The following is a 15,592-nucleotide window of genomic DNA, read 5'->3' as shown; positions in this document are numbered from 1 at the left end:
AGTTTCAGCATTACAGTTTGTCAACGAAAAATATACAAACTAAACTAATTTAGCCTTTTTAGTTTACTTTGTTCGAAATTTATTATACACTAATTTCGAATCCGATATGAGAAGGACTGGCATGATTATTCAAATTTGCATTTTTTAACTTAATAAAACGAAACGAATACAGAACTTTTATATAGAAGAGACATTATAGGAGGATTATGATGAAGAAAAAAATGTTAGTTGTATTAACAAGTGTAGAAAAATATCCAAATTTAAATAGGGCTACCGGACTTTGGCTTGGTGAAGCTGTACATTTCGTAAAAAAAGTAGAAGAAGCGGGTTACGAAGTCGATTATGTCAGCCCACAAGGCGGTTATACACCAATTGATCCACATAGTTTAGCAATGGCGGAGAGCGTCGATTGGGAATGGTATCAAAAGAAAGAGTTTATGAATCGCCTCGGTTCTACAATGAAACCGAGTGAAGTGAATCCAGAAGACTACGCTGTTATTTATTACGCAGGTGGTCACGGGGTTATTTGGGACTTCCCAGAAAATAAACAACTTCAAAATATTTGCCGCAACATTTATGAAAACGGCGGAATTGTTTCTTCCGTTTGTCATGGAGCTGCTGGTTTATTTCATATTACATTAAGTAATGGGGATCGTTTAATTAGTGGTAAGAAGGTAACAGGCTTTTCAAATGAAGAAGAAAAATTAGCTGAATTAGATCAATTCGTTCCATTTTTAACAGAAGATGAACTCATTAAAAATGGAGGACTTTACGAAAAAGCCGCGCAACCGTGGGAAGCTTATGCTTTAGAAGATAATCGTGTTATCACTGGTCAAAACCCAGCTTCAGGTGGTCCAGTAGCCGAATTAGTATTAAAACAGTTGCAAAAATAATATGTACTAAAAAAGCAGATTTCCCTCTATTAAGGGAGATCTGCTTTTTTACGAAATCATTTGCAAAATAGCAATAACTTCTTTTTCAATTTCCGAATCATCAATTGCATCTATATACTCTGGTTTAAAAAGTTGATACTTCTTCAATTGATAAAAATCAAGTATCGCTTTCTTTAACGTAATATCGTACTGAATACAAAAAGAATGATCTATAATACGTCTTAACATCACATCATCTTGCACCATAAATAATTGTGCGTTCATCTTATTAAAGTAGCCTTGTTCCATACCCGCTTCAAAAAACATTTGCAAATTATGATTACGATTTTGTTGTGCAGCGACTAATTGATCCGACAAATGCGGATATGCTTCTTTCAAATCTTGCAAAAAAACATCCGAAATATATGTCACACATTTTAAAGAATGGATAAATGTCTTTTGGAACCGTTCTGTAAATGACATACTTTCATCTTGATTATCCGCATCACCTTCGAGTAGATAGTTCATGAAATCCTCTACTACCGCCTCAATAATTTCATCTTTCGAAGAAAAACGTTTATATAAAGTAGCTTTACTAATATCCATATATTTCGCAATTTCATCTATTTTCAATTGGCTAAAACTCGCCTTTCTAATAACGGGCTTGATTTTATTAATATAAGTATTTGCACATGCGACTTTTCTCATTTAAAAGAGCCTCCCCTTTTGTCCATACAAAATAGTATAGCAAATTCACGAATGATTATAAATGAAGTTATTATACTTATTACGCCTTTTTAGTTTATTACATTTTCATATACTATACATAAAAAACTATAATCCATTATCACCAACTGGACGGTTACAAACCAATTTTGAGGGGGGAATTTTAGGATAAAGTGAAACTTTAATCAACCCTCACCAATTGGGCTTTTACGGGCTGCTCGGCAAATAGCGGGATAAAAATACCCACTACCTTTGTTAGTAGCGGGTACTTTTTCTATAATTTATTTACAGCCCTTTTTATAGCCTTACCTATTTCCACGCTAGACTGTGGATTTTGTCCTGTAATTAAATGCCCATCTACTACCACATGCGGCGTAAAATTGGGAGCTACATAAAACAAAGCTCCTTCTTCTTTCAACTTACTTTCTAACAAAAACGGAACGCGCTTTTCTAAATGTACAGCTTTTTCTTCATCGTTTGTATAACCTGTTATACGCTTACCGGCAACAAAAAACGAGCTATCCTTATTTTTCACACCGACAAAGGAACTTACTCCGTGACAAACAGCCGCTACAATCCGGTTATCGTTATACATATTCTCAATTAAATTTGCTACATATGGATTACCTGGAAAATCTACAATCGCCCCGTGGCCACCACCAAATAAAACCGCATCATAATCCGAGAAATGAACATTTGAAATCGGCCTCGTATTTTGCAATAAAGAAGCTACATGCTTGAATTCACGAGGTATACCATTCGGAATAGACACTCTATCTATAGGTACTCTCCCGCCTTTTATTGACACAATATCAACATCAAACTTAGCCTTTTTAAATAAATGATAAGGAGCTGCGAGCTCTTCAAGCCACAAACCAGTCGGGTGTCCATTCATATCATGAGCACTTGTTGAAACTAACAGTATCCTTTTCAACTTATCCCCTCCTTATTACCTATTTATGTATGGAGTGTTCTTATCATTCATATAGCAAGTGAAGCAAACAAAAAAATAGCCGACTCTTTGTATAAAAGTCGGCTGCTTTCTTATAGTTCGAGCTCTCCCATACGAAGAAGCTCAACAACTGCTTGTGAACGTCCTTTAACCCCTAGCTTTTGCATTGCGTTTGAGATGTGGTTACGAACTGTCTTTTCACTTATAAAAAGTTCACCTGCAATTTCCTTCGTTGTTTTATCTTGAACCAGTAATTCAAATACTTCTCTTTCTCTCTTTGTGAGTAAAGGTTTAGATTGATACGCTTTTTCCTTCAACTGGTATAACCCTCCTTGCTTAAGCCAGAGCTGTGTATGTGTAAGTTGGGTGTTTATTTAGTCAAGATATTGTATGAACGAAATGTGCAGGTGGTGAATAAAAATGGGCTTTATTTCCCATGTTATTTTAGACTTTTATACATTGCTTACACTCTTTTTATCCACTTACTTTCCAACGCGCCATATTTGTTCTAGCAATATACTTACAACCGTACCTACAAATAAACCATTACCGAATATATATTGCATAACAGACGGCAAGGATTGGAGTGCTCCAGACGGTAAAAACATAACGCCACTTCCAAATAATACTGCCACTCCTAAAATCGTTACATTCCTTTCACTCATCGGCACTTGTTTTATATTATTAAATCCAATTCCAATTAATTGTACGAACGAAGCCATTAAAACAGCCGATGCGACAGCCGATGGTAAAGATGCTAAGTAACGAATAATACTTGGAAAAAGAGACATTACGACTAGTAACGCACATGCCATTAAGAACGATCGTATATATTTTTGTTTTGTTAAGCGTATAAATCCTGCCGTTGCTGGTAACGGAACGATACCTACAGTTGAAAATACGGAGGAAATGATATGCGAAATCCCTCCAACCCACGTACCATCCTTCAACTGTTTTTGTTCAATAGTTGCTTTATGAATGGTAGCTTGATTAATCGCTATAATAGCTGCCACTGTATTTGAAACTAAAATACATACCATAACGAAACTGGATACTGCCATACCAGTATTCCATTTTGGAAGTCCCCAAGCAAACATTTGTGGAAGTTGTACAAAATGAGTTACTTGAGATGGAACCGTCACTTTTCCTGCAATGAGAAAAATAATCCACCCGCTAATTAATCCTATTAAAACTGCATAACTTTTGATAAAACCTCTTCCAAAATTAGACAGTATAATAACGAACAAAAATATACTAAACGCAATTATCGCTGTAAATCCATCGATTTGAGAAATAGTAGCTGTAATTCCTAGCATTCCTTTTAAAAATACACCACTTAATTGTAAACATAATAAAAGTAAAAACGTCCCTGTCACAACTGGCGTAAATAAAAATAAAATACGTCCTATAAAACCAGTTACTCCTAATCCTATTAAAATAACACCGGAGATTATCATTCCTAACTCTAAAATTTGCAGTGTACTATGCAATTGATCTTGTCCGGCAGTTGCATAAGCAAGTACTGTAAATACACCAACCCAAGATCCAGCTGGTCCATCCGCAATTGGAAGTCTATGCCCAATCCATCCTTGTAAGAAAGAAGATATACCAACTACAAAAAACGTACGCTGCATTAAATAAAATATTTCTTCCGTCGTAAGATGAAATAATCCACCAACGACAATTGGTAGTGCGATTGAATTTGCTAATAGAAATATAAACCATTGCAAAGTTCCCATAATATGATTTTGGTTATGTTGATTGTCCAAAATGTCCATCCCTTCTAGCTTTCCTATAAAAAATATATTGTAAGAATAAAAAAGAAGAGTTCTATATTCACAATTAGAACCCTCCCCAAGGTATTTAAACGATTCTTCTACACAAGATTATTTAATTCCAGCTCATTTAAGCTTCCAACAACAATATTTCCTTTATACACAACTAAACTTTTTTCTGTTTGGCGTGCTACCGCTTCAGCAGTGCATGTCGCATTTGTCAAAACAAAGCTCGCTTCATCCCCTACATTCGGCCATACCCGCTTCCCTTCATTATTTAACGTTTCTTTTCCTCCCGTAATAAAGCGAATTGCTTTTCCTAAAGACCTTTCGTCACTCCATCCAAAACGCTCTGCTAATCGATTTGCCTTTTGAAGCATATCACCTGTTCCAAACGGTGACCAATGATCTGTAATGCTATCATTTCCTAATGAAACTTTAACACCTTTTTTATCTAATAACGGAATTGGAATTACTTGTTTACCAATTGGTACTGTTGAAGTAATATCAATATTTACAGCTGCGAGTCTTTCTGCCACTTCTTCAGCCTCTTTATCAGTAACACCACCAAGTCCAAGTGCATGACTAATTGTTACACGCCCTCGCCACCCTGCTTCTTCTGTTAAACTTGCCAATCTCTTCATCGTAAACGTTCCAAGATTATTCTCATCGTGTAAATGAATATCAACATCCGCATTAAATTCTACTGCGATATCCATAATTGTATGTAATGATTTTTCAATATCATTATCCACTGTAGCTGGATCTACTCCTCCGACTAGATGAGCACCCATACGCATCGCATCTTTCACGAGTTGCACAGAATTACTGCGCAATAATCCATGTTGCGGAAACGCAACAATTCTACTAGACACTCGATTTTTATATGTTTCTAATGCCGCTAACGTCGCCTCCAAATTACCAAGTCCAATAATCGGATCAACATTACAATGCGTTCTAATATTCGTTGCACCATTTCGCAGTAGTAACTCTAGCATATTTTCCGCTCTATCTTGAGCAGTTGCTAATTGCTTTAGTAAAATTTTTTCTTCTTCATTAAAACGTGTAAAAATACTTTCTGCTGGCTTACAAGCTTTCCAGGGGCCACTATAATATGTTTTATCAATGTGAATGTGCATCTCTTCGAAAGCTGGCAACATCAATAAGTGCTTAGCATCAAGCATTACTATATCTTCTTCTTGAACAACCCCTTCTATAATTTTTTTAATTCGTCCATCTTCAATGAGTAAACTACATAATTCTGTTTCTGTTCGCGAAATTCTCTCTTCTTCATATGTATACCTTGATTCAAGCATTACATTAGTCAACCAATATACTGTCATCCCTATTTCCCCACCCTTTATTAAAAATCACCTCATAACTACAAGTTTAATATCCACTGAAAATTAAGACAATTAATATGATCGTCTCTCAAAAAAAAATGTAATACAACCCCATAGTCTTCTCATAAATTTCCATATAGAATAAAAGTATGCAGTTTGATATAAAAAGGAGTTGATTGGAATATGTCAAAAAAGTTATGTAAATCCGAAACTGATAAAATGCTATTTGGTATATGTGGTGGTTTAGGAGAATATTTTGATATTAGCTCTACTCTTATTCGTATCATTTGGGTTATTGCTGTTTTATGTTTTGGGACAGGATTTTTAGTTTATTTCATTTGTTTATTACTTATGCCACGTTCGTACTAATGGTATCATTTCATATACTTAAGAAGAGCAAATCACCTATAGAATTCTATAGGTGATTTTTTCATGAAGAATATTTCATCGTTAAATGTAATACCGCCACTTCTTCTTCTTCATTTTTATAAACATGCTTCTTATTCGCTTCAAATTGGATGGAATCAAACTCATTTAATTCGTATACATCATTCTCCACTTGAATAGACACTTTCCCTTTCATTATCGTTACAAGCTCAATCGCACCTTCATGATGAGCTTCTGGTTCATATATACTATTTGATCGTAAACAAGCACGGTGCATTTCCATCCCTGTTTCTTTCGTATAACGGAACATCGTTTCTAAATGCCACGCTTGTCCTTCATCTACTGCAAATCCTTCTCCACAGCGCGCAACAGCTACAGGTTCTCCAACAACCATCAATCTGGATAAAGGAATTGATAACCCTTTCGTTATTTTCCAAATGACAGCTAGCGTCGGATTTGTTTCCCCTCTTTCAATTTTTCCTAATGTTAATTTACTTACTCCTGTTTTATGAGCTAATTCTTCTAAACTTAATTTCTGTTCATTTCGAATTTGTCTCAATAACTGTCCAACTTGTTGAATGACTTCTTTCGTTTGTATATCTTCATTTTCTTTCATATATAAAACCACCTTAAAGTATAAAATAGTTTACTTTTATTTAATTAAAGTATATCATACTATACATAATTATTTATTTTCGAAAGGAGTGCTATACTTTATGCGCGCAATTTTATTAGGTCTTTTATCATCTGCCTTTTTTTCTGCAACCTTTATTATTAATAGAGCAATGAATGTATCTGGAACGAGCTGGGCTTGGACAGCTTCCTTCCGTTTTTTATTTGCTCTTCCTATTTTATTCCTTATCGTTTTATTTCGCAAAAACTTTAGGGGATTATGGGAAGAATTAAAAAAACATCCATTAGCATGGATCGGATGGGGTTCCGTTGCAGGTATTGGTTTTTATTCTTTATTAAGTTTCGCAGCTGTCTTTTCTCCAGCTTGGCTCGTTGCTGGAACTTGGCAAGTTACGATTTTAGCTGGTTTACTACTATCACCACTATTTTTCGTGAAAATAGAAACAAAATCAGGTACGAAACTTGTACGTGGAAAAATTCCACTTCGTAGCTTATATGTTGCATTATTTATTTTACTTGGTGTAATTTGTATGCAAGCAACTGCAGCAGGCCATATTACAATGACTCAGTTCATTTCAGGTTTTTTACCTGTCGTATTAGCCGCTTTCTTATATCCGTTCGGTAACCGAAAAATGATGGAACTTGTTGGCGGACGCCTTGATACGTTCCAACGTGTATTAGGAATGGCTATTGGAAGTCTTCCTATAACAATTTTGCTTGGTGTATATGGATTTTCTACTACTGGCATTCCAACATCCAGCCAAATGCTTCAAGGGCTTTTATTAGCATTATGTTCCGGCGTTATTGCAACGATGACATTTTTCTTTGCTACTGACTTAGCAAAAGATAACCTCGCCTTACTCGGGGCAGTTGAAGCAACACAAGCTGGAACGATGGTATTTACCGTGCTTGGCGAAATCATTTTCTTAAATGGTTCATTCCCTGGAGGACTTTCCCTCATTGGAATGATTATTATTATGTTAGGAATGGTTGCAAATAGTATTTTAAACCGTTCTGTTCCAGTCGTTAAACAGAAAAAATCAGCATAAAAAAAGGGTATGGTTCTATAGAGATGAACCATACCCTTTTTTATTGTCCCCCTATTTCGCCTTATCAGAATAGTACTTCATTGGCTGTTTATACTAAAACTTATGTTATAATACGTTTCATGCGCATTAATAGGAGGTAAATTATGTTAAAAAAAGCAATCGCTGAATTTATTGGTACATTTGTACTTGTATTATTCGGAACTGGAGTAGCTGTCACTGGCGGCGGAATTGAAGGAATTGGAACATTAGGAATCGCTATGGCTTTCGGTCTATCTATTGTAGCTATGGCATATAGCATCGGAACAATTTCTGGATGTCACATTAACCCAGCAGTATCAATAGCTATGTTCATCAACAAACGAATGAACGCTATGGAACTTTGTTATTATGTATTAGCTCAAATTTTAGGTGGTTTATTAGGAACTGCAACGTTAGTAACAATTTTAAAATCTGCTAAAACACCTTTAGATAATTTAGGACAAAATGGTTTCGGAACTCTTGGTTTATCTGGAGCATTTTTAGTTGAGTTCATTTTAACTTTCGTATTCATTTTAGTTATCGTCGCTGTAACAGGTAAAAAAGGCAGTTCTTCTTTAGCGGGACTAGTAATTGGTTTCACATTAGTTTTAATTCACTTATTAGGAATTCCGTTAACTGGAACATCTGTTAACCCAGCTCGTAGTATCGCACCAGCTTTATTTGTTGGTGGAGAAGCACTTTCTCAACTATGGGTATTCATCGTAGCACCAATTCTTGGTGGTATCTTCGCAGCTATCGTAGGTAAATTCATTTTAAATACTGAAAAATAGAATTTTCAATATTTCTGAATAAAAAAAAGGCGAGCCCTCATTATGAGGAAGCTCGCTTTTTTATTCTTTCATTTTAGACTTTAAATTTGTAACTAATTGATCTACCGTTACATTTGCAAGTACGTTTTCCATCGCTTCTTGCGCTTGCATTAAAATAATTTCTAATACTGATTGAATATTAGCTCCTACTGGACATTCAATGTTGGGATTTTCATGGAAGGAAAATAGCTGTCCTTCTTCTACAACTTCCACTGCTTTATATACATCAAGTAATGTAATTTCTTCTAAATCTCGAGCAAGTGTCGTACCACCTTTACCAGCTTGTACATCAACAAGTCCTGCTCTCTTCAACATTCCTGTAATGCGACGAATCACAACTGGATTTGTATTCACACTACCGGCAATCCATTCAGAGGTACAGCGAGAGTTTCGATCTATCGCAAGTAATGTCAGCATATGAACACCTACTGTAAAACGACTACTAATCCCCATCTGCACACCCTCCTTTTTATTCATTCTATTAAAAGACAACTCTTATTATTATATACTATTTTTAATTTATACATAAAGAAAAAGCATGATTTCAATAGGAAATCATGCTTTTCTCTCATTATTGACGCTTTATAAATTTCGCTAAATCTTTAAATTTAACTTTATCTGAGTAATTCATTACGCCGTTTACGTAAATGCGGCTTGTAACAGCATTTAATACCGCAATTGTCGCCAATAAGACCGCTAATGTTATCGTAATTTCTAGCATACCTGCTTCACCAGCTACAATACGTGAGAAGGTAACCATCGGTGTAAAAAATGGAACGTAAGAACTTACAACAACGATAGTACTATTCGGATCACTTAATGATTTAATACTAATGAAGAATGCAGCCATAATTAAAATCATTACCGGGAAAGATACAGCTTGTAAATCCTCCGTCTTAGACACGACAGCTCCAGCAGCAGCATACATCATCGCATATAGTAAATATCCCGTAATGAAATAAACAAGAAACATGCTGATAACCTTTGCATCTAATTTCGTAAAGTCAATTGGAATACCAAATAGTGAGGCACTTTCTAAATCAACCCAACCCAACAAATATGGAATAAGATAACCACACGCCAATATGACAAGTTGCAATAACGCCGTTGAAACAACCGCTAAAATTTTCGCATACATCATTGTAAGAGGCTTCACTTTCGGAAGCATTACTTCCATTACACGTGACGCCTTTTCAGATGCAATATTCATTGCGATTGTATTTCCGAACGCTACAATAAACATATATAAAGCAAATGTAAAGAAATAGGCAATTCCGAAAGAAGATGTACGATCTTTTATCGCTTCTTGCTTTACTTGAATTTCTGTTTGTAATTGCTGTGCAATTTCTGGTGAAACATTATTTTTGGCAATCGTCACCATCGTATATTGTTGCTTTAAATATCCTGCCATAATTGCGGAAGTTGCTTGGCTTGGAAATCCATTATACATATATGTAATCGATGGAGCCCCACCCTTTTCCGTCACATGGAATAGACCATCTAAATCGCCATCTTCTACTTGCTTATGCAGTTTATCAAAATCATCCTTTGAACCCAGTGTTATTTTTGCTGATGGCAATAGCTTATTTAGCTCATCTTTTTGTACTTTATATGTGGAACTCTCTACTACAACTGCAATTTTATCTTTATCCTTATTTTTATCATCGCCTGAAGTAAAATGATTAAATGCAAAAATCCCAAACACAACTAAAAATAAAATCGCACTCGTAATTAATGATTTTTTAGATAAAAACGCTTCCCTAAAATAAAATGAAAATACGTGAGAAAATTTACGCATCGTTATTTCGCCCTCTCTACAAAGATTTCGTTTAACGTCGGCTCTAACATTTTAAATTGTCGTAAGCTAACACCTTGCTCTTGCAACTGTTGCAAAATCTCGAGAGCTTCCGCATCGCCTTGTACTTTCACATAAAGAAGGCCTTGTTGTTTTTCATACGATACATGTATAGCTTCTAATCCCTTTTCATTCTCTACTGTATCTTCAATCGTTAAATTACGGAAACCGTATTCTTTCTTAATATCACTTAGCTGTCCTTTTACGACTGCTTCACCTTTTTTCAAAATACATACATGTTGGCAAAAAGCCTCTACTTGTTCCATACGATGACTTGATAAAATAATCGTCTTTCCGCTCTGTACTTGTTCTTCAATAATACTAGCTAACATCCCGGCATTAACTGGATCAAGGCCACTGAATGGTTCATCTAAAATGAGAAGTTCCGGATTATGAAGAAGAGCAGCAATTAATTGGATTTTTTGCTGATTCCCTTTTGAAAGCTCTCCAGCCGTTTTAAATTTATATTCTGGTATCGCTAAACGCTCTAACCAGTGATCAATAGCGTGATCTACTTCTTTCTTCGACATCCCTTCTAATCTACCAAAATATCGCAGCTGGTCTATTACTCTACTTTTTGTATATAAACCTCTTTCTTCTGGTAAATACCCAATTGTTACGCCACTATTCCCAAATGCTTTTCCATCCCACGTAATCGAACCTTCATTAGGCGTTAATAATCCGAGAAGCATTTTGATTGTTGTTGTTTTCCCTGCACCATTTCGTCCAAGTAACCCTAGTACTTCACCTTTTGGTAACGAAATTTGTAAACCGTTAACAGCTTTTGATTCCCCAAATTGTTTCGTTAAGTTTTGAATTTGTAAACTCAAAGTTTAAAGCCTCCCCTTTAGTATCATTCGTACTCTCTTTCAAAGACTATGTTTATTCAAGACAAAATATAGCGCTACACTTCATCCTCTTATATGTAAACACCGTCATTAATCCATCATTTGTTCTATTTAGTTAAAATTGTAAATAATAAAGCGCTCTTTGTCAATTATAATTGTCATTACGACAATTAAACTTGTCAAAACAACTGTTATTATTTTGCTCATCTTTCTAATATAGGACATACTACTATATATATAAAAGACAATATGCAAATGTTCATATAAAAATATTATATTTTAATATATAATATAAAATGATTTTCTAACATCAAGGAGGATACATATGAAGATGAAGAGGGGCATTACCACTTTATTATCTGTAGCGGTTCTATCTACATCACTTGTAGCATGTTCAGGAACACCAGAGAAAACAGTGGCGAAAGAAGAGAAAGTAAAATTAACAGAACAACAATTAATGGCTGATTTATGGTATCAAACAGCCGGTGAAACGAAAGCACTTTACTACCAAGGGTACAACATTGGTCAATTAAAACTTGATGCAGTTCTTGCAAAAGGGACAGAGAAAAAACCTGCTATCGTACTTGATTTAGACGAAACTGTTTTAGATAACAGTCCTCATCAAGCAATGAGCGTAAAAACAGGCAAAGGTTATCCTTACAAATGGGATGATTGGATTAACAAAGCTGAGGCTGAAGCCCTTCCAGGCGCAATTGATTTCTTAAAATATACAGAGTCTAAAGGTGTAGATATTTACTATATCTCAAATCGTAAAACGAACCAACTAGATGCAACAATTAAAAATCTTGAGCGTGTAGGTGCTCCTCAAGCAACGAAAGAACATATATTACTACAAGATCCGAAAGAAAAAGGAAAAGAAAAACGCCGTGAACTCGTTTCTCAAACTCATGATATTGTCTTATTCTTCGGTGATAACTTATCTGATTTCACAGGTTTTGATGGAAAATCTGTAAAAGATCGTAACCAAACAGTAGAAGATTCAAAAGTACAATTTGGTGAGAAATTCATTATTTTCCCGAATCCAATGTATGGCGATTGGGAAGGCGCTTTATATGATTATGATTTCAAAAAATCAGATGCAGAAAAAGATAAAATCCGTCGCGACAACTTAAAATCATTTGAAGTAAAATAAAGAGGATGGCATTCGCCATCCTCTTTATTTTGCTTTCTCTGTTAAAGGCAAGATAAATACTTCCACACGTCTATTCTTTGCCTTTCCTTCTTGTGTATCGTTTGGAGCAATCGAACGGTATTCTCCGTAACCAATCGCACTAAATTTTTCTGGTTGTAATTCTTTATTTTGCAGTAATACTTGCATAAAATTAACTGCCCGCTGCGTACTTAATTCCCAATTCGACGCAAACTGTGCATTGGCAATAGGGACATTATCCGTATGACCGGATACTGTAATTTCACGAGGTGACGCTGAAACAAGTAAGCTAGACATTTCTTTTGCAATCCCTAAAGATTCTAATTTCACATCTGCTTTCCCCGAATCAAACAGTATATTTTCTAATATTGTCACCATTAATCCCTTTTCAGTTAATTTAGTTTGAAAAGAAGAGGATAATTGTTTTTCATTAATATATTGATCAATCTTTTTTTGTAATGCTTTCAATTCATCCATCTCTTTTTTTTCTTTAGCTCTAGCTTCTTCTTGTTTTTTTGCTTGTTCTGCCTCAAGGCTACTTGCCGATAATTCTTTTTCATCATTTGGCTTTTGATCACTTAAAAATTCTTTGTTACCTGTTCCCCCGGCTAATTCACTTCGAAAAGCAACTGCCATCTGTTTAAACTTCGCAGCATCTATACTACTCATTGCGAATAAAACGATAAACAATGCAAATAACAACGTTAACATATCAGAATATGGGATTAACCACGTTTCATCGATATGCTCATCATGTTTTTTCTTTTTGCCTCTTCTATTTTTCTTACTCCGCATTTTTTTCTGCTCCTTTTTCTAGCTTTTTACGCTCAGTTGCAGAAAGTGCACCTAAAATGCGGTTCTTCATAATAAACGGATATGTACCTTCTTGTAACATTAATAAACAATCAATGATTAAACGTTTTTTCTCAATTTCAGCTGAAGATTTTTGCTTTAACTTATTTGCAAATGGATGCCATAATACATACCCTGAAAAAATACCAAAAATCGTTGCAATAAATGCACCCGAAATAGCATGACCTAACTTTTCAATATCAGTTAAGTTACCAAGCGCAGCTACAAGACCGATAACAGCACCTAAAACTCCTAATGTCGGTGCATACGTACCAGCTTGTGAAAAAATAGCAGCTCCCTTTGCATGTCTTTCTTCAATTGCTTCTAATTCAGATTCCAAAATTTGCTCTAAATCTTCTGCGGATACGCCATCAATCACAAATTTCATACCGCGCAAAAGAAATTCATCTTGAATTTTGTCTAATTGTTGCTCTAAAGACAAAATACCGTATTTTCTACTTTCAGATGTCCAATGAACAAATAATTCTAGCAACTGTTCATAACTTAAATCCTTTTTATTTGAACCAAAAAGAACTTTAAATAGTTTTGGAACCCTTTTTAGTTGATTCATCGGAAATGCAATACATACTGCAGCAAATGTACCGATAAAAATAATTAATGCTGCGGCAGGATTTAATAAGGCTGTTACGTCAGCGCCCTTGACGACCATCCCTACTACCACTGCTAAAAATCCTAAAATAAGTCCAATAATTGTTGCAAAATCCATTCCCATTCACTCCTAGTCTATACAAGAAGTTCTTTATTCTCGATAATCGCTACATCTTCTTATGTATATATATTACATAAAAAATGCAATTCATGAAAGATAAGAAATGAATTATATAAAAAAATACTACAAATTCACACATTTTCTGACATTTTCTTTGCATTTCTATTACGTTATGACTCTTATATTTCTTTTCCAACAAACTAGACTTATAATAAAAAAAGATACATATTTTATTAAGAAGGGACTGTGATTACAAGGCATTATGAAAAAGATAATAATTATTTCTGCCACTACTATTGTAATCGGTATCACATCTTTCGCTTACTTTGGTTCTAAATCACCACTACATAATGAAGCGAAAGCTGTCGAAAGTCAAAAACATAATAACCACCCAAAAGAAGAGATTCCTGCTTTTCCAAAAGCTGATCATAATGCAAAGAAAATAGACAATGACTTTTCAGTTGTAACAAATCCAAAATCTAATCTTGTCTTAATTAATAAACATCGAAAACTACCAGATGGATACACTCCTGAAGACTTAACAAGACCAAACGTACCATTCACTAGTCCAAAAGATAAAGAAAAAACGCTACTACGCAAAGATGCTGCAGAAGCACTTGAAAACATGTTCAAAGCTGCAAAAAAAGAAGGGATTGATCTTACAGCTGTATCTGGTTATCGTTCATACAAACGTCAAAAATCGTTGCATGATACATACGTTAGACGTCAAGGAAAAGCTGAAGCTAATTCAGTAAGCGCAATTCCTGGTACAAGTGAACACCAAACGGGTTTAGCAATGGATATTAGTTCAAAAACAGCTAAATTTCAATTAGAGCCTATCTTCGGAGAGACAGCAGAAGGAAACTGGGTCGCGGAACACGCTCATAAATTCGGCTTTGTCATTCGTTACTTAGAAGATAAAACAGATACAACAGAATATGCATATGAACCATGGCACTTACGCTACGTTGGTAATCCATACGCTACATACCTATATAAACATCACTTAACATTAGAAGAAGCAATGGAAGACAAAAAATAAGAGAGCAAATTGCTCTCTTATTTTTCTTTCACTCTATCATTGTAGTAATTTCTTCTTCCATTCTTCAGGCCATGGTTCGCCTCTTCCTGTTTTTTTCGACGCTTGAACCATCATTCCACGACCTACTAAACAAACCTCTCCTTCTGCATTCTTCACCATATAATGTAAATCCAAAGAAGAATTCCCAACCGATCCTGCCTTTACATACACCTTCAACTGTTCATCATAATATATTTGCTTAATAAAATTACATTGTAAATCCGCAACAACGATCATCGTGTCTGATGATGTATGTGTCCACTCTTGCATAAATCCAAGTTCTTTAAACAACGCGATACGAGCTTCTTCAAAATAAGTAAAAGCAACGACATTATTTACATGTCCAAACATATCTACTTCACCAAAACGAACCTTTACAGGATTGTAAAATAAAAAACCACTTTCCCATTTCTCGAAGTCTTCAATATAAGAAATTCTCTTCAACGTTATCTCCTCTTCCTCTCAAAAAA

At 35.0% G+C, this 15,592-nt stretch carries 18 protein-coding genes; 6 read left to right on the top strand and 12 right to left on the bottom strand.

Annotation, left to right across the window (positions count from 1 at the left end):
- The first annotated feature begins 209 nt into the window (after positions 1–209).
- Positions 210–893: a type 1 glutamine amidotransferase domain-containing protein gene (locus CN409_RS20610; RefSeq protein WP_000728522.1), complete on the top strand. Its 684-nt coding sequence runs from the start codon at positions 210–212 to the stop codon at positions 891–893.
- A 48-nt stretch (positions 894–941) separates the two neighbouring features.
- Here the strand turns inward: CN409_RS20610 and CN409_RS20605 are convergent, their stop codons facing one another.
- The 5 genes from CN409_RS20605 to CN409_RS20585 form a co-directional block, all read right to left on the bottom strand.
- Positions 942–1,580 carry a TetR/AcrR family transcriptional regulator gene (locus CN409_RS20605; RefSeq protein ID WP_001233010.1) on the bottom strand — a complete coding sequence of 213 codons (639 nt, stop codon included), beginning with the start codon at positions 1,578–1,580 and terminating at the stop codon, positions 942–944.
- 292 nt (positions 1,581–1,872) lie between these two features.
- Complete coding sequence (locus CN409_RS20600) at positions 1,873–2,493, bottom strand: type 1 glutamine amidotransferase domain-containing protein (protein WP_044784586.1); 621 nt, start codon at positions 2,491–2,493, stop codon at positions 1,873–1,875.
- Between the two features lie 149 nt (positions 2,494–2,642).
- A complete protein-coding gene (gene gerE, locus CN409_RS20595; protein WP_000659484.1) occupies positions 2,643–2,867 on the bottom strand; it encodes a spore germination transcription factor GerE in 225 nt (74 codons plus the stop codon).
- A 165-nt stretch (positions 2,868–3,032) separates the two neighbouring features.
- Positions 3,033–4,328 carry a purine/pyrimidine permease gene (locus CN409_RS20590; RefSeq protein WP_086397222.1) on the bottom strand — a complete coding sequence of 432 codons (1,296 nt, stop codon included), beginning with the start codon at positions 4,326–4,328 and terminating at the stop codon, positions 3,033–3,035.
- A 98-nt stretch (positions 4,329–4,426) separates the two neighbouring features.
- On the bottom strand, positions 4,427–5,668 hold the full coding sequence (locus tag CN409_RS20585; RefSeq protein WP_000219575.1) for an amidohydrolase family protein: 1,242 nt from the start codon (positions 5,666–5,668) through the stop codon (positions 4,427–4,429).
- A gap of 183 nt (positions 5,669–5,851) precedes the next feature.
- Here CN409_RS20585 and CN409_RS20580 point away from each other — a divergent pair, with 183 nt between their 5' ends.
- A complete protein-coding gene (locus CN409_RS20580) occupies positions 5,852–6,037 on the top strand; it encodes a PspC domain-containing protein (RefSeq protein WP_000038411.1) in 186 nt (61 codons plus the stop codon).
- 61 nt (positions 6,038–6,098) lie between these two features.
- Here the strand turns inward: CN409_RS20580 and CN409_RS20575 are convergent, their stop codons facing one another.
- Entirely contained in the window at positions 6,099–6,671 is a 573-nt protein-coding gene (locus tag CN409_RS20575) for a helix-turn-helix domain-containing protein (RefSeq protein WP_000661914.1), read from the bottom strand.
- Positions 6,672–6,771: 100 nt separating this feature from the next.
- Here CN409_RS20575 and CN409_RS20570 point away from each other — a divergent pair, with 100 nt between their 5' ends.
- Both CN409_RS20570 and CN409_RS20565 read left to right on the top strand, forming a co-directional pair.
- Positions 6,772–7,737, top strand: a complete 966-nt coding sequence (locus tag CN409_RS20570; protein WP_001201632.1) for a DMT family transporter — start codon at positions 6,772–6,774, stop codon at positions 7,735–7,737.
- A gap of 143 nt (positions 7,738–7,880) precedes the next feature.
- A complete protein-coding gene (locus tag CN409_RS20565) occupies positions 7,881–8,546 on the top strand; it encodes an aquaporin (protein WP_000913211.1) in 666 nt (221 codons plus the stop codon).
- A 60-nt stretch (positions 8,547–8,606) separates the two neighbouring features.
- Here the strand turns inward: CN409_RS20565 and CN409_RS20560 are convergent, their stop codons facing one another.
- From CN409_RS20560 to CN409_RS20550, 3 genes are all read right to left on the bottom strand, one after another.
- Positions 8,607–9,038, bottom strand: coding sequence for an Rrf2 family transcriptional regulator (locus CN409_RS20560; RefSeq protein WP_000512998.1), 432 nt, complete (start codon positions 9,036–9,038; stop codon positions 8,607–8,609).
- A gap of 118 nt (positions 9,039–9,156) precedes the next feature.
- Positions 9,157–10,383: an ABC transporter permease gene (locus CN409_RS20555; RefSeq protein WP_001224985.1), complete on the bottom strand. Its 1,227-nt coding sequence runs from the start codon at positions 10,381–10,383 to the stop codon at positions 9,157–9,159.
- Between the two features lie 2 nt (positions 10,384–10,385).
- Positions 10,386–11,270 carry an ABC transporter ATP-binding protein gene (locus CN409_RS20550; protein ID WP_000058118.1) on the bottom strand — a complete coding sequence of 295 codons (885 nt, stop codon included), beginning with the start codon at positions 11,268–11,270 and terminating at the stop codon, positions 10,386–10,388.
- 343 nt (positions 11,271–11,613) lie between these two features.
- Between CN409_RS20550 and CN409_RS20545 the strand changes: the two genes are divergently transcribed.
- Positions 11,614–12,441, top strand: coding sequence for a 5'-nucleotidase, lipoprotein e(P4) family (locus CN409_RS20545; protein WP_000782773.1), 828 nt, complete (start codon positions 11,614–11,616; stop codon positions 12,439–12,441).
- A 24-nt stretch (positions 12,442–12,465) separates the two neighbouring features.
- On the opposite strand, the gene motB is transcribed toward CN409_RS20545, so the two are convergent.
- Both motB and motA read right to left on the bottom strand, forming a co-directional pair.
- Positions 12,466–13,254 carry a flagellar motor protein MotB gene (gene motB, locus CN409_RS20540; RefSeq protein ID WP_001256733.1) on the bottom strand — a complete coding sequence of 263 codons (789 nt, stop codon included), beginning with the start codon at positions 13,252–13,254 and terminating at the stop codon, positions 12,466–12,468.
- A complete protein-coding gene (gene motA / locus CN409_RS20535; RefSeq protein WP_000344851.1) occupies positions 13,244–14,038 on the bottom strand; it encodes a flagellar motor stator protein MotA in 795 nt (264 codons plus the stop codon). Before motA ends, motB begins: the two co-directional genes overlap by 11 nt.
- 265 nt (positions 14,039–14,303) lie before the next feature.
- Between motA and CN409_RS20530 the strand changes: the two genes are divergently transcribed.
- Positions 14,304–15,083, top strand: a complete 780-nt coding sequence (locus CN409_RS20530) for a M15 family metallopeptidase (protein ID WP_000720194.1) — start codon at positions 14,304–14,306, stop codon at positions 15,081–15,083.
- A 36-nt stretch (positions 15,084–15,119) separates the two neighbouring features.
- Here CN409_RS20530 and CN409_RS20525 read toward each other — a convergent pair whose 3' ends face one another.
- Positions 15,120–15,566, bottom strand: a complete 447-nt coding sequence (locus CN409_RS20525) for an acyl-CoA thioesterase (RefSeq protein WP_000822726.1) — start codon at positions 15,564–15,566, stop codon at positions 15,120–15,122.
- Positions 15,567–15,592 lie beyond the last annotated feature (26 nt).

Source organism: Bacillus sp. AFS012607, assembly GCF_002558005.1.
Taxonomy (GTDB): Bacteria; Bacillota; Bacilli; order Bacillales; family Bacillaceae_G; genus Bacillus_A; species Bacillus_A thuringiensis_S.
Note: the sequence above shows the minus strand (reverse complement) of the source record. Positions and strands in the feature narration are given on the sequence as shown.